General features: G+C 34.9%; 15 protein-coding genes and 1 CRISPR repeat array. Of the genes, 14 read left to right on the forward strand and 1 reads right to left on the reverse strand.

Annotated elements, in window-relative coordinates:
* The first annotated feature begins 306 nt into the window (after window positions 1-306).
* The 14 genes from casA (at window position 307) to yciH (ending at window position 13,894) form a co-directional block, all read left to right on the forward strand.
* Complete coding sequence (gene casA, locus H3T83_RS00270; protein ID WP_198214789.1) at window positions 307-1,833, forward strand: type I-E CRISPR-associated protein Cse1/CasA; 1,527 nt, start codon at window positions 307-309, stop codon at window positions 1,831-1,833.
* A 20-nt stretch (window positions 1,834-1,853) separates the two neighbouring features.
* A complete protein-coding gene (gene casB / locus H3T83_RS00275) occupies window positions 1,854-2,471 on the forward strand; it encodes a type I-E CRISPR-associated protein Cse2/CasB (RefSeq protein ID WP_065650819.1) in 618 nt (205 codons plus the stop codon).
* A 5-nt stretch (window positions 2,472-2,476) separates the two neighbouring features.
* Window positions 2,477-3,541, forward strand: coding sequence for a type I-E CRISPR-associated protein Cas7/Cse4/CasC (gene cas7e / locus H3T83_RS00280; RefSeq protein WP_110453043.1), 1,065 nt, complete (start codon window positions 2,477-2,479; stop codon window positions 3,539-3,541).
* Window positions 3,542-3,554: 13 nt separating this feature from the next.
* Window positions 3,555-4,298 carry a type I-E CRISPR-associated protein Cas5/CasD gene (gene cas5e, locus H3T83_RS00285; protein ID WP_198214790.1) on the forward strand — a complete coding sequence of 248 codons (744 nt, stop codon included), beginning with the start codon at window positions 3,555-3,557 and terminating at the stop codon, window positions 4,296-4,298.
* Window positions 4,299-4,967 (forward strand): type I-E CRISPR-associated protein Cas6/Cse3/CasE, encoded by a 669-nt coding sequence (cas6e, locus tag H3T83_RS00290; RefSeq protein ID WP_110453045.1) that lies wholly within the window; start codon window positions 4,299-4,301, stop codon window positions 4,965-4,967.
* 11 nt (window positions 4,968-4,978) lie between these two features.
* A complete protein-coding gene (gene cas1e, locus H3T83_RS00295; RefSeq protein ID WP_110422615.1) occupies window positions 4,979-5,896 on the forward strand; it encodes a type I-E CRISPR-associated endonuclease Cas1e in 918 nt (305 codons plus the stop codon).
* Between the two features lie 2 nt (window positions 5,897-5,898).
* Window positions 5,899-6,192: a type I-E CRISPR-associated endoribonuclease Cas2e gene (gene cas2e / locus H3T83_RS00300; protein ID WP_065577731.1), complete on the forward strand. Its 294-nt coding sequence runs from the start codon at window positions 5,899-5,901 to the stop codon at window positions 6,190-6,192.
* An 84-nt stretch (window positions 6,193-6,276) separates the two neighbouring features.
* Window positions 6,277-7,099: a CRISPR direct-repeat array (repeat unit 29 nt; unit sequence GAGTTCCCTGTAGGTACAGGGATATACCG).
* 248 nt (window positions 7,100-7,347) lie between these two features.
* Window positions 7,348-7,974 carry a dTMP kinase gene (gene tmk, locus H3T83_RS00305; RefSeq protein WP_065577730.1) on the forward strand — a complete coding sequence of 209 codons (627 nt, stop codon included), beginning with the start codon at window positions 7,348-7,350 and terminating at the stop codon, window positions 7,972-7,974.
* An 11-nt stretch (window positions 7,975-7,985) separates the two neighbouring features.
* A complete protein-coding gene (holB, locus tag H3T83_RS00310) occupies window positions 7,986-8,984 on the forward strand; it encodes a DNA polymerase III subunit delta' (RefSeq protein ID WP_198214791.1) in 999 nt (332 codons plus the stop codon).
* Between the two features lie 63 nt (window positions 8,985-9,047).
* Complete coding sequence (locus H3T83_RS00315; protein ID WP_198214792.1) at window positions 9,048-10,448, forward strand: MBOAT family protein; 1,401 nt, start codon at window positions 9,048-9,050, stop codon at window positions 10,446-10,448.
* Between the two features lie 18 nt (window positions 10,449-10,466).
* Window positions 10,467-11,672: an SGNH family hydrolase gene (locus H3T83_RS00320; protein WP_081300023.1), complete on the forward strand. Its 1,206-nt coding sequence runs from the start codon at window positions 10,467-10,469 to the stop codon at window positions 11,670-11,672.
* Window positions 11,665-12,834 (forward strand): GDSL-type esterase/lipase family protein, encoded by a 1,170-nt coding sequence (locus tag H3T83_RS11475; RefSeq protein WP_198214793.1) that lies wholly within the window; start codon window positions 11,665-11,667, stop codon window positions 12,832-12,834. The genes H3T83_RS00320 and H3T83_RS11475 overlap by 8 nt, the downstream gene beginning before the upstream one ends.
* Window positions 12,835-12,864: 30 nt before the next feature.
* On the forward strand, window positions 12,865-13,572 hold the full coding sequence (gene pyrF / locus H3T83_RS00330) for an orotidine-5'-phosphate decarboxylase (protein WP_198214794.1): 708 nt from the start codon (window positions 12,865-12,867) through the stop codon (window positions 13,570-13,572).
* Between the two features lies 1 nt (window position 13,573).
* Complete coding sequence (gene yciH / locus H3T83_RS00335) at window positions 13,574-13,894, forward strand: stress response translation initiation inhibitor YciH (protein WP_086361093.1); 321 nt, start codon at window positions 13,574-13,576, stop codon at window positions 13,892-13,894.
* Window positions 13,895-13,943: 49 nt separating this feature from the next.
* On the opposite strand, the gene tmaR is transcribed toward yciH, so the two are convergent.
* The gene (gene tmaR, locus H3T83_RS00340; RefSeq protein WP_065577725.1) at window positions 13,944-14,264 is read right to left on the reverse strand and encodes a PTS system regulator TmaR; all 321 of its coding nucleotides are present in this window, start codon (window positions 14,262-14,264) and stop codon (window positions 13,944-13,946) included.
* Window positions 14,265-14,461: the final 197 nt, after the last annotated feature.

A 14,461-nucleotide genomic window follows, 5' to 3' on the forward strand; every position in this document is an offset into this window, starting at 1 on the left:
ATTAAAAATAGCGTACATTACGCAACATTAATCGTAAATTTATTATCAATCGTTTAGAAATTTTTTATGATTTCATTTAAAAAATTATTATCAATATGTAATACACTACAAAATTAGTGCAATTACCAAAAAATTGATAGACTATTGAATTATAAAATGTAATAAATGAGCAAGAAATTCGATCGTTTATTTTAAGCTTTGAAATCAGTAAATCGGCTTCATATAGACTTAAGTAATTTAAACTTAAACCGATAAGCGAAATAACGTATATTTCGCTTATTTTAAACTAAAAAAAAGGGGGATAAATTGTCTTCTTTATCATTGTTAGACCATGAATGGATTCCTGTTGTTTATTTTGATGGTCATATTAGTAAAATTAAACCTAGTCAGTTAGTTAACGAAACCATTGCCGACTTAGCCTATTTTAGACCGGATTTTCAAGGTGCTGCTTATCAATTCCTTATAGGTTTACTGCAAACTACTTTTTCCCCTGAAGATAATGATGAATGGTTAGATTATTGGCATGAAGGTATAACTCAAGTACAACTCGATGAGGCATTTGAACAAGTTAAACCGGCAATGCAATTTGGTAAAGCTAAACCGGCGTTTATGCAAGACTTTACGCCATTAAATGGTAATAAAGTGCCGATTTCAGGTTTATTGGTTGAAGCACCGGGTGAAAATGCACTAAAGAAAAATACCGACCATTTTATTAAGCGGGATTTTGTTAACGCTATCTGTCCTCATTGTGCGGTTATAGCTCTGTTTACTTTACAAACTAATGCCCCATCAGGTGGGCAAGGACATCGAGTCAGTTTGCGAGGTGGCGGACCAATTACCACTTTAATGATGCCAGAGTTAAACACCTCAACACCATTATGGAAAAAATTATGGTTAAATGTAGTGCCACTTGATGATGACGAAAAGCCACAATGCTATGATGAAACTGTCTTCCCTTGGTTAAACAAAACCATAACCAGTGAACCACCTAAAAATTTAAGTGTATTTCCTGAACAAGCTAATTGTTGTCAAGCATTTTGGGGTATGCCTCGTCGCATTGAGCTAGATTTTGAAAATACAACACAAGGCCATTGTGATCTTTGTGGCGAAGAATCGTCTGAGCTTATTAGCCATTATCAAACTAAAAATTATGGTGTTCAATATCAAAACTGGCGCCATCCTTTATCTCCTTATCGAACTGATAGTAAAACAAATACACCCATTGCGATTAAAGGACAACCTGGCGGGTTAATTTACCGCGATTGGCTAGGCATGGTTAGCACTAATGATGAAACCCAATCGGCTCGAGTGGTCGGAGTTCATTATAATCGAGGATTGAAATCTGCCGAAAAATATCACCTTTGGTGCTTTGGATACGATTTTGACAATATGAAGGCACGCTGTTGGTATGAACACACTTTTCCAGTATATCCTGCATTAGCTGATCCTGACAGCGATCTTAAAGAGCTGATTGAACAAGCATTAGAATTTAGCAAAGACGCTTTATCATTACAGCGTAAAGCCTTGACAGCTATCAATAAACAGTCCAGTTCAGTGGATATTGCTTATTGGAAAGAAACAGAAATGCCTTTTTACCAATTTGTGAAACAACTTATCAAAGAAAAAGAGAATCCTAATGGGCGTTTTCATCTGTTGTTAGATTGGACAAATACCTTATTAAAATATATTACTCAAATCTACGATAACGCTGCTTTTTCTGATCCAGATCAACAGATGATAAGTTCCGAAAAAATTACAACCAGAGAAAAATTACTTAAAGATTTTAACAAACTTAGAAATATCAAAAAGATTAAACTTAATAAAACGTCTTGATTGCATGTAGGGAGAACAACATGTCAGACACTATCCAAAAAAAGCTGATGATCTTAAATGATAGCCACAAAAAGATTATCGATGAATGGTTTTCTATGTTGCAGCAACGGCAATGTAAATTTAATGGTATTAATTACAATGGACGAAAATTACGTGCTGAATTACGCCGGGTTTCATTGTCTGAATTAATAATTCTACAGGATGGCTATACGATTTTAGCTAATAAACTTCTTAATAACGACAGTAAATTAGCGCAAACGGATATTCATTATCATGCATTACAGATATTGGTTAATGTGGCTGTTTTTGCAGAGTTAAATAATGATAAGGCACCATTTGCTGCGCAACTGAGTGAAAAAGTAAAAGGCGGAGAACGTAATTATTTATCTAAATTGCGATTTGAACGTCTTCTTAATAGTGAAACCCCAGAAGAATTTTGTCAGCGTTTAATTCGTGCCGTTAAGTTACGCGGTGAAAAAGGCGTTAATCTAACTTCTCTTGCTGACGGCATCTTTCTATGGATGCAAGAGTGGTATGCGCGTGAACACAACTGGCCAGCTAATACTAATCCGTTTAAACGCTTTTCTACTCGTTGGGCTATGGACTATTTTTCAACTAAAAATAATACTAAGGAATAATCATCATGACTACATTTATTCAATTACATCTATTAACCGCTTATGCTCCTTCAAACTTAAACCGTGATGATTTAGGTCGACCAAAAACTGCTAAAATGGGAAATACTGACCGTTTGCGTATTTCGTCACAAAGCTTAAAAAGAGCGTGGCGTACTTCTGACTGTTTTTATCAATCATTAAGTGATCATATTGGTGTTCGTTCACGTCGTTTTGCTCGAGACTGGGTCTATACCGCAATGATTGATAACGGCGTTTCTGAAAAAATAGCTACAGCAAGTGCAATTAAAATAGCGAATCAGTTTGGTAAAGTCAGAAATGAGAAATCACCAAAAGATCCATTGACTAATTTAGAAATTGAACAATTGGTACATATTAGTAGCAATGAACAGCAAGCAATTAAACAATTAGTTGATGTACTAATTAGTGAAAAACGCGAACCTAGCGATGATGAAGTTAAATTATTACGTAAAGAAAATAGTAGTATTGATATCGCCTTATTTGGCAGAATGTTAGCTGATAGCCCGGCATTTAATATTGAAGCTGCCTGCCAAGTTTCTCATGCATTAGGCGTAAGTACAGTGACCATTGAGGATGATTTTTTTACTGCTGTTGATGATTTAAATAATAATGAAGTTGATGCTGGCTCGGCACATTTGGGCGAAAGAGGCTTTGCTTCGGCGCTGTTTTACACTTATGTCTGTATCAGCCGTGATTTACTTCTCGAAAATTTAAATGGTGATGAAGCATTGGTTGAAAAAACCTTAAAAGCTTTAACTGAATCAGCCGCCAAAGTTGCACCAACAGGAATGCAAAATAGTTTCGCTTCACGAGCATATACTTCCTATCTTTTAATAGAAAAAGGAAGTCAACAACCGCGCTCTTTAGCGGTAGCTTATTTTAATCCAATTCGTAGTCAAGATATGGTAAATGATGCTATTAGTCGTTTGGAAGAGCAACGAGATAAATTTGATAAAGTTTATGGTCAATGTGCTGATAGTCGCTATGTTCTCAATAGTGAAACTGGAGAAGGAACCCTTAGTGCTGCATTAGATTTTGTTGCGCAAAAATAGGGGGGTGGACAAGATGATCAACCATCTTATTTTTCAGATTTATGCCCCATTTACCTCTTGGGGTGAACCTGCTGTTGGCGAAGTTCGCCACAGCAATATTATTCCCTCTCGCTCTGCTTTATTGGGATTAGTCTCGGCTGCACTCGGCATTCGTCGTGATGATAATCAGATTGATCATTTTAATCAGCAATATCATTTTGCGATTCGTCCTTTTATTGCTAACAATAGTTGGTTTAGAGATTTTCATACCGTCCAAGCTCCTAGGGCTAATAAAAAGCAAGTCTGGTATACACGCTTTGATGAAATACGACAAAACCCTCTTGAACTAGAGACGTTATTATCACAGCGTGAATATTATAATGACGTTTACTATCAAATAGTCATGACTGAGACTGAGAATGCACCTTATAGTTTAGAGCAAATTCAGCAAGCATTACTTAAACCTGTTTTTCCCTTATACGCAGGAAGAAAAAATTCACCTTTATCGTTACCGTTATCGCCTATTTTGTATCAAGGAACATTGCGTGAGGCTTTTAGTTTTGCCGATAAACTCTATCAAGAGTGTCATCGTCAAGATCCGGTTATTGATAAACTATTAAAAGGTATTGCTGATGAATATTATTGGCAACAGACCAATCAAGAAGATCACTTTGAGGTAATTAAAATTCAGCGTCGTCAAGATCAACCAATAAGCCGTCACCGTTGGCAATTTAGTGATCGTCAGCAGTTTTCCGGCTATTTGAAAGGGAGTGAATAGATGTATTTTTCTCGAGTTACTTTAAAATTAAATCGACTTCCTTATGTTATGCAACAGAAAATGCAAAATTCAGGACTTTATGCTATTCATCAATGGTTATGGCAACTCTTTCCTAATCAAGAAAAACGTTGCTTTTTATTTCGTGAAGAGAGAATTGGCAAAGGCTATCAATACTATCTGTTATCAGAAATAGCACCACTAACCAATCATGAGCTATTTTTAATAGAAACTAAACCATACCAGCCAAAATTAACCGTTGGTATGAAATTGATTTTTTCCCTGCGAGCAAATCCAGTGGTGTTTAAAAATGGTAAACGTAGTGATGTGATGATGAATGCTAAATATCTGGCTAAACAACAAGGTTTAGATAATGAGATAAAAATTCGTCAGAATGAAGCTGCCATAAATTGGTTAATTAAACAGAGTGAATCCAGAGGATTTTCATTATCAACAACTGATGGACAACAACTGGATTGCACAGTAATTAATTATACCCAAGAGCAATTTATTAAAAAAAGCAATTTTAAACCCATTACTTATAGCAGTGTTGATTATCAAGGGGTGTTAACCGTAACGGATGTTGACTTATTTTTAAATACCATCTATCAAGGAGTTGGCAAAAGTAAAGGATTTGGTTGTGGTTTATTTTTGCTAAAACATTATCAATAGGATGCGCGATTATGGTTTATGTTCCACTTAATCCGATTCCTTTAAAAAATAGAACGTCAATGATTTTTTTGCAATATGGACAAATTGACGTTCTAGATGGAGCGTTTGTATTAATTGATAAAACCGGCATCCGAACGCATATTCCAGTGGGCTCGATAGCTTGCATAATGTTAGAACCTGGGACTCGAGTTTCTCATGCGGCTATTAAATTAGCTGCAACGGTTGGCACTTTGCTAGTTTGGGTCGGTGAAGCCGGTGTAAGAATGTATTCATCGGGTCAACCAGGTGGGGCAAGATCTGATAAACTGCTCTATCAAGCTAAATTGGCTTTAGATGATGATTTACGTTTAAAAGTAGTCAAAAAAATGTTTGAGTTACGATTTGGTGAACCTGCGCCTAGCCGTCGTTCCGTTGAACAGTTACGAGGCATTGAAGGATCGCGAGTACGTGAAACTTATTCATTACTGGCTAAACGTTATCATGTTAAATGGCATGGGAGAAAATACGATCCCAAAGATTGGCAAAAAGGAGATACGGTTAATCAATGTATAAGTGCTGCCACGTCTTGCTTATATGGCATCACCGAAGCAGCTGTTTTGGCGGCCGGTTACGCACCGGCTATCGGATTTGTGCATAGTGGAAAACCACTCTCATTTGTTTATGATATTGCTGATATTATTAAATTTGATACCGTTGTACCTAAAGCTTTTGAAATAGCGGCAAAAAACAATGCAGATCCCGATCGGGAAGTTCGTGTGGCCTGCCGTGAAATTTTTAGAAGCCAAAAAACATTAGCAATATTAATTCCGCTTATCGAAGAAGTTTTATCTGCTGGTGGAATTGAACCGCCCCCTGCTCCAGATGATGCCCAACCACCAGCTATCCCAGAACCTCAATCTCTAGCTGACAGTGGCTTTAGGAGTCGCTAAAAATGAGTATGTGTGTTGTAGTAACTGAAAATGTCCCTCCAAGGTTACGAGGTCGTTTAGCAATTTGGTTACTTGAAATTAGAGCCGGGGTTTACATCGGTGATATATCAAGACCAATAAGAGAAATGCTATGGCAACAAATCACTAAACTTGCTGAGGAAGGCAATGTTGTCCTTGCTTGGGCGACTAATACTGAGTCAGGATTTGACTTTCAAACTTATGGTGCAAATAGAAGGGTTCCGGTAGATTTAGATGGACTAAGGTTGGTCTCTTTTTTACCTATTGAAAATCAATAGGTTAATGTTCTTTAAAAATTAGAAAAATTTGGTAGATTTTAACTAACTAAAAAATATTATATAAAACAAATATCTATATTTAGAGAGTTCCCTGTAGGTACAGGGATATACCGTTCTTTACGTTTTTTGTTATATTCTAATTCTGGAGTTCCCTGTAGGTACAGGGATATACCGGAACTATATTCGGTTCAATAACAACAAATTCACGAGTTCCCTGTAGGTACAGGGATATACCGAAAATGACAGGTCAGAATACGGAGTAACAGCAGAGTTCCCTGTAGGTACAGGGATATACCGCAATCAGGAACTTTGATTTTAACGGTTTTAATGAGTTCCCTGTAGGTACAGGGATATACCGAAATGCTTGATTGTGCTGTCATCGACTTTTGAGAGTTCCCTGTAGGTACAGGGATATACCGTTTACTTTTGAAATGGAAATGTTTATTACAGAGAGTTCCCTGTAGGTACAGGGATATACCGTCAGGGGGTTAGTTGACGATAGTGGATCTTTGGAGTTCCCTGTAGGTACAGGGATATACCGGTTGAGGGCGTTTTAAATATTGATGAATTTGAGAGTTCCCTGTAGGTACAGGGATATACCGGGTTTTTATGTATAGTTCCAGCAAATACAGTAGAGTTCCCTGTAGGTACAGGGATATACCGTAAAAAGTGCTAGTATACAAAAAATTGTTAATGAGTTCCCTGTAGGTACAGGGATATACCGCAATTGAATCCAACAAAAGCAACCCTGTTGAAGAGTTCCCTGTAGGTACAGGGATATACCGCAGCCAAAGAGCATAACAAAGAGGTTGAAAAGGAGTTCCCTGTAGGTACAGGGATATACCGAAACAGACCTAACACCTGATTTTCTGAAACAAGAGTTCCCTGTAGGTACAGGGATATAACTTTATTAGCTAATAAAATTACATCCAAATGGTTTTAAATTATCTACCTTTATGTGAGTAGATGGTATACACTCCTCAATATTTTTTACAAGGCTCTAATGATAGCTATTTATAAAAATAAAAGTTAATAATCATATGTATAGATAATATGAAATAGAGGTTTTTTAGTTAAACTAAAATAATTATTAAAAATAGCGTACAATACTCAACATTAATCGTAAATTCATGATCAATCATTTAGGAATTTTGTATGACAGGTAAATTTATTGTCATCGAAGGTTTAGAAGGTGCTGGCAAAACAACAGCCATCAATACTGTTGCACGTATTTTAAAACAACATCATATTTCTGATTTACAATTTACCCGTGAACCTGGCGGTACACCAATTGCAGAAGCATTACGAAATATTATTAAAAATGGTTTAGATAATGAGCCGCTAACTGATAAAGCGGAATTGCTAATGCTTTATGCTGCTCGTATTCAATTGGTTGATAATGTAATTAAACCGGCATTAAAAATGGGGAAATGGGTTATTGGCGATCGACATGATTTATCAACTCAAGCTTATCAAGGTGGTGGGCGACAGATCGACAAGGTTTTTATTGAAACATTACAAGCTCAGGTTTTGGGTGATTTTAAACCTGATTTAACATTGTACTTAGATATTGCGCCAGAACTCGGTTTAATGCGGGCCAGATCGCGCGGGCAGCTTGATCGCATTGAACAACAATCATTACCTTTCTTTGAGCGTATTCGTCAGCGTTATTTACAATTAGCTGAACGTGATAATACTATTGTAACCATTGATGCCAATAAATCTATAGAAGAAGTGACAACTCAAATTGAAACTATTTTGAATTCATGGCTAATAAATTAGGTTTTAGTTTTATGATTTTTAATAAATATCCTTGGCTTGCATTACCTTTTCAGCAACTTGCTGATACGATTGTTAATAATCGGGCGCATCATGCCTTGTTAATTAATTATATTCAGGGAAGTGGTGAAGAAGAATTGATAAATCTACTGATTAATCGATTAATTTGTCAATCTTCACAACAATTAGAGCCTTGTGGTAATTGTCATAATTGCCAGTTGTTTTTATCTCAGCATCATCCTGATTATTACGTCATTACACATGAGCAAGGTAAACAATCAATTGGTATTGATCAAATACGTAATATTTCGACTAAAGTTTATGAAAAATCACAACAAGGTGGTAATAAAATAATTTGGATCAAACATGCGGCTTCAATGACCGAGGCGGCAGCTAATGCATTGCTAAAAACTTTAGAAGAGCCACCCGAAAATACCTATTTTATTTTGAGTGATGAGCATAATAGCCAATTTTTACCCACGATTCACAGCCGTTGTTTTTGTTATTTTTTGCCTATCCCAAAATTAGAAGAATCTATTGTTTGGTTAAAAAAGCAACACAATCATCTATACAGTGATAATGAACTTGCCACTGCATTATTATTGAGCGAAAATGCGCCAATAAATGCAGCAACATTACTACAACCTGAAAAATGGCAGCAGAGAAAATCATTTTGTGAGAATTTAACAGAAGTCTTACCACGAAATAATTTTTGGCAATTAGCAAAAACTTTTAATCATGAAGGTTTTTTTGAGCACATTACTTGGTTTTGTGCATTGTTAAGCGATGCCTTAAAAGCCAAACAAAAAGTAGGTCGATACATAGTTAATCGCGATCAAGTGCCTTTAGTCAGGCTACTTGCGACAAAAAATAATGATGAAATAGCTTCGTTGTATCAAATTTGGTTACAAGCGAGGAATTTATTGTTATCGGTGACTGGATTAAATAAAGAATTGATTATCTATAATGTTTTAGCTCAATCACAACTAATAAGCTATCAGCAGCAGAATTAATATAGTGATAATGTAGTAATAAAGTTTTTGGTCAACGATATATTTACAGATGAAAGGATTGCAGTGAGTTATTTATCGATTGAATTTAGTCTAATTTTTGTGGTTTTCTTTGCGATATATTGGGCTTTTAGATTTTTACCAAAATTTCAGAATAAATTACTTTTGATTTCAAGTTATCTTATTGTTGGTAGCTATAGTTTACAGTTTGCTGTTATTCTTTTTATTTATACTTGTGCGATATATTTCTTTTCCTTGATGATTGCTGGTTCCAAACATTATGCCAATCGATGGTTGATTTTAGGGTTGGTTGCTTCAATCATCAATTTAGCATTATTTAAATATTTTGATTTTTTTCGATATGAGTTACAGTCATTATGTAATTATTTAAACTTATCAATTTTAATACCTGTTGTTACTGTTCTTATTCCAATAGGCATTTCATTTTATACCTTCCATTCAGTAAGTTATTTGGTATCAATTAAAAAGAGAGAATTACCCGTAGCGAAATTTTGGGATTTTGCCTTATTTTTAGCTTTTTTTCCTAGTTTAATTGCTGGGCCAATCAATCGAGCAAAAACGTTTCTGCCTCAAATTGCGGTAAGTCAACCTAGAGATATTTTAGAACCTTTCCGAGCTTTTACATTAATTATTCTAGCAGTCATAAAAGTTTATTGTCTGGGTGGATTAATTAGTGAAAATTGGGTAACGCCAATTTTTTCAAACCCTTTAGAATATAGCTTTATTGATTTATTAGTTGGCTTATATGCTTATGCTATGCAAATTTATCTTAACTTCTCTGGTTATACTGACTTAGTGACTGGGATTGCGCTTTTATTAGGTTTCCGGCTGCCGATTAACTTCAATTTTCCTTATTTATCTTCTAATTTACGTGAGTTTTGGGATCGCTGGCATATTAGTTTATCTCATTGGATTAGAGATTATATTTATATTCCATTAGGTGGTAGTCGTCGTGGATTTGTTCGCACTCAAATTAATGTGATGTTAGCTATGTTACTGTCTGGATTATGGCATGGAGCAGGGATTAATTTTATTATTTGGGGCGCTTGTCACGGTATAGGTATTGCCTTTCTTAATATTTTAGACCGTTATATAGGTCGAGGATGGATAACAGAACGTTCGCCAATTGTTGCTCGATTATTAACTTGGCACTATATCTGTTTTACTTGGCTATTTTTCTGTTGTGAGAGTTTAGCGGATGCGTTAGATTATCTAAATGCACTATGCCACAATTTTACAGTCGAACCACATTATATGGCGGCATTTATAAGTATATGTGTCATATTTTTTATATATCCATTATGTAAAAATATTCCTACTTGGTGTACGGTACAGCTTAGTAGAATAAATAGTATTTACCTGCCAGTTTTATTTATCTTTATACTATGGCTAACAATCTATTTAGCACCTTCTGGTGTACCAAACTTTATTTATGCTAATTTTTGATTATGATGAAAAATTAAAATGACATACAAAAAAACATTTTCGAAAAATAGAAGAAATAGGTCCAGAAAAAATGGACAGCAAAATAGAGTATTAAAAAATAATACTTCTAATAATAACAAAAGAACTAAAAACAATTTTAAAAAATCAGATTGTTTACTAAATAATCATGATACGCTTTCTGCAAAAAAAATTTTTTTCCTATTATTTATTACTGGTATTGCATTAATTGCAATTTATCACAGATCAATTTTAATCTATTGGCAACAAACTTATCATTCCGATCTTTTTAATTCAGGAGGTGTTACTCAAGACTTCATAAAAGAAGATTCTGACGAAGCTATAGATGAAATTTTGTTAGGATCACAAGCAACAATTATCGATCATGATGACAATGTAGAAGATACCAATATTCATTTAATTAAAGATATTCTAATTATTCCACAGCCAGATATTGTTAAAAAAAATCAAACGAATAAACCAGAAAACAATCAAGCATCTTTATTAACTGACCTTGAAACACCTAAGATACCAAAGCATGATATTCCATTAATTCATGAACCATTACCAATAGTATTAACCGAAAATGATAAGGTTTTTTTTGCCGGTGATTCATTAATGCAAGGCGTTGCACCATATGTTAAAAAAATGTTATTCAAACAATATAAAATAGAAAGTATTGATCTTAGTAAACAAAGTACGGGACTTGCTTATCCAAAAGCCTTTAATTGGCCAAAAACAATTAGTGATAACTTAATTACCGATCCTTCTATTAAATTACTTGTGGTATTTCTAGGGCCTAATGATCCGTGGGATTTTCCCGTAAAAGGATACCCTAAATACGTTAAATTCAAATCACCTATATGGGAAGAAGAATACCGTTTGCGTATAGCTGCTATTTTAAATAGTGCTTATGAGCATGATGTACAAGTCCTTTGGCTAGCTGCACCTTGTATGCGTAAACCAAAACTCAATGATGGCATGGTGTATTTAAATATGTTGTATCAATCTGAAATAGAAAAAGTACAACAACATTTTTTAACTACTAATCAGTTATTAGGTTGTACTTATGAGAACTTTACAAGTTTTGTTGAATCCGATAAAGGAAAAATAAAAGTAAGGGTTGATGATGGCGTCCATTTTACCTCCACCGGCCAGAAAATTTTAGCCACGGCTATTATGGAAAAAATTATCTTTAAACAATTAGAGGACAATGATAGTGATTAAACTTTTAAAGTATATTTTTACTGTAATGATTGTCACTGTTTCTGTTGGTTGCAGTGTTGCTGAAAGTAGAACAAGTACACTATCAAGTATTGTTGACTTTGGCGATCCCAATAGCAAACAATTTATCCAACATTTAAATTCATTGTCTAAAAATAGTAATCAAGTTGTGAATATTACTCAGCTTGGTGATTCTCACTCAGCGGCCGATTTTTTTACTGGTGAATTTCGAACATTGATGCAACAAAAATATGGTAATGCAGGGATTGGCTGGGTCACTCCGGTTGCGATAAAAGGTCAAAGCCATGCCGGGGTAAGTTGGAAAACAAAAAACTGGAATGTATTAAGTAGCCGTACATTAAGTAATTTAGATTTTCCGATGGGAGGATTTATTGCTAAGCCAACCAAAGATGTAGCGACTATTCAGCTGATGCCTAAAAATGCTGGCAATAAAAATTGGCAAGTACAATTAACCGTTAAAGCTTTAAAAAATAGTCCTAATTTGCTGAATATTTATGATGCTAATGATAAAAAAATAGATATTAATTATTCATCCAAAAGTAATGTCTGGCAGACAATATCTTTTATCACTAAAGCACCTTTTTCTATCAAAGCAACTAGCGATATTGAAATCGGTGGTATATGGTTAACTCGTCACCAACAATCTGGGGTTATTGTCTCTTCGATTGCAACTAATGGCGCCAAACAGACAATATGGCAGAAATGGGGGCCTAACTGGTTAAATGAATTATCGGCCTCAAAAAGCGATTTGATTATTCTTGAATATGGTACAAATGAAAGTTTTGATGAAACCTTAGATGCGAATGCTTATCGTAAAAACTTGGTGAAAAATATTCGTCAAATTCGCAAATCATCACCAAATTCGGTAATATTATTAATGACGCCACCAGATACGATGTTAAATGAAAAGAGTTTTCCAAAATCTTTTGCTAAAGTAATGAGTATCCAAAAACAAGTCGCTAAATCAGAGAAAACGCTATTTTGGGATTGGCAACTGGCTATGGGCGGCCCTCATTCTATTAAAGATTGGCGTAAACGAGGCCTTGCTCGCCCAGATTTAGTACATCAAACTTTACAAGGTTATAAAGAAAGTGCTCGTATATTCTATGCTGATTTAAATGAATTTATTAAAAAGAATAGTTAAAAATTTATAATTAAAAGGAATAACTAAGTTATGTCATCTCCAATTATTGTTGCTGTTGATTTTTCTGATACAAAGTCCGCGTGGAATTTTATTGATAAAGTTGAACCTAAAGATTGCCGTCTTAAAATTGGTAAAGAATTATTTACTCATGCTGGACCTGATTTTATTAAACAGATAAAACAAAAAGGTTTCGATATTTTTTTAGATCTCAAATTTCATGATATACCTAATACGGTAGCCAAAGCAGTAGCTGCTGCTGCTGAACTAGGTGTCTGGATGACAAATGTTCACGCCAGTGGTGGAGTTCGTATGATGGCGGCGGCAAAAGATGCGCTTTACCCATATGGAAAAGATGCACCTTTATTAATTGCGGTCACTGTACTAACGAGTATGGAATCTTCAGATCTTAAAGAAATTGGTATTGAGGTATCGCCATTAGAACAAGCAACTCGTTTAGCATTATTGGCCAAAAATTGTGGGCTTGATGGTGTAGTTTGTTCTGCCAAAGAAGTACAGAGTTTTAGAACACGGCTTGGTAGTGATTTCAAATTGGTTACACCTGGTATTCGTCCAGCAGGTTCTACTCCTGATGATCAGCGACGAATTATGACTCCACAGCGAGCACAAGCAGCGGGTGCCGATTATTTAGTCATAGGCCGTCCTATAACGCAAGCGGAGGATCCAAGCAAAGCATTACAGACTATTTTATCAACCCTTGATTCATCTAAGAGCAATTAGTATGACAGATAATCCAATTGTTTATTCAACTGAGCATGGTCGAATAATGCCTGAAAAAGCCACTAAGCCTCGGCCTAAAGGTGATGGTATCATTCGTATTTCACGTCAGACATCGGGCCGAAAAGGGAAGGGTGTTTGTGTGATTGATGGTTTTGACTTAGATGATAGCCAATTACAGCAATTAGCTGCCGATCTTAAAAAACGTTGTGGTTGTGGTGGTTCGGTTAAGGATGGAAAAATTGAGATTCAAGGTGATAAACGCGATCTATTAAAATCACTAATAGAAGATAAAGGATTTAAAGTTAAACTTGCTGGAGGTTAGTTAACCAAAAAATAATACCCTTTTGAAAAGGGTATTATTTGAAAAAAAATTAATTAGAGCGGTAACCACGCATTTTTTTACTGATGTCGCGACGTTCCTTAGAAATTTCAGCATTTTTGATGATGTAATCATCAACACGATCATCATAATCGCTTTTCATGTTGGCAATAATAGCTTGAAGCTCTTCGTAAGTCATATCAGGTTTAATATAATCACTTAAATTTTCAAGTAATAATACGCGCTTTTGGTTGTCACGAATTTTCTTCTCGTTATCTGAGATTTCGCGTTTTAATTTGTTTAAACGACGTGACAAACGAATGTATTCAAGAACATCTTGAAATGATGGTGCGGCTGATTTTTCCTTGTCCATCTATAACCCCTTATTTCTGAAAAGATGAAAAACAATTATTCTTTAATTATATACTAATAATTTTTTGTGGTCATATTAAATATAGTTTCATTTGTTAAATGATAAATTTAACAATTAACATAGATGGTTATTTTTGTTTTATCTGAACTTTTTTAAAGTTTGGTTGTATATTATTTTTGTGTAGTATCAAAAACGTT

Origin of the sequence: Gilliamella sp. M0320 (genome assembly GCF_016101635.1) — a bacterium.
GTDB classification, from domain to species: domain Bacteria; phylum Pseudomonadota; class Gammaproteobacteria; order Enterobacterales; family Orbaceae; genus Gilliamella; species Gilliamella apis.

What these genes read in the sequence shown, in the direction of transcription:
- casB (WP_065650819.1), top strand. Translation starts at nt 1,854, where the DNA reads ATGTCAGACACTATCCAAAAAAAGCTGATGATCTTAAATGATAGCCAC.
- cas7e (WP_110453043.1), top strand. Translation starts at nt 2,477, where the DNA reads ATGACTACATTTATTCAATTACATCTATTAACCGCTTATGCTCCTTCA.
- cas5e (WP_198214790.1), top strand. Translation starts at nt 3,555, where the DNA reads ATGATCAACCATCTTATTTTTCAGATTTATGCCCCATTTACCTCTTGG.
- cas6e (WP_110453045.1), top strand. Translation starts at nt 4,299, where the DNA reads ATGTATTTTTCTCGAGTTACTTTAAAATTAAATCGACTTCCTTATGTT.
- cas1e (WP_110422615.1), top strand. Translation starts at nt 4,979, where the DNA reads ATGGTTTATGTTCCACTTAATCCGATTCCTTTAAAAAATAGAACGTCA.
- cas2e (WP_065577731.1), top strand. Translation starts at nt 5,899, where the DNA reads ATGAGTATGTGTGTTGTAGTAACTGAAAATGTCCCTCCAAGGTTACGA.
- tmk (WP_065577730.1), top strand. Translation starts at nt 7,348, where the DNA reads ATGACAGGTAAATTTATTGTCATCGAAGGTTTAGAAGGTGCTGGCAAA.
- holB (WP_198214791.1), top strand. Translation starts at nt 7,986, where the DNA reads ATGATTTTTAATAAATATCCTTGGCTTGCATTACCTTTTCAGCAACTT.
- H3T83_RS00320 (WP_081300023.1), top strand. Translation starts at nt 10,467, where the DNA reads ATGACATACAAAAAAACATTTTCGAAAAATAGAAGAAATAGGTCCAGA.
- pyrF (WP_198214794.1), top strand. Translation starts at nt 12,865, where the DNA reads ATGTCATCTCCAATTATTGTTGCTGTTGATTTTTCTGATACAAAGTCC.
- yciH (WP_086361093.1), top strand. Translation starts at nt 13,574, where the DNA reads ATGACAGATAATCCAATTGTTTATTCAACTGAGCATGGTCGAATAATG.
- tmaR (WP_065577725.1), bottom strand. Translation starts at nt 14,264, where the DNA reads ATGGACAAGGAAAAATCAGCCGCACCATCATTTCAAGATGTTCTTGAA.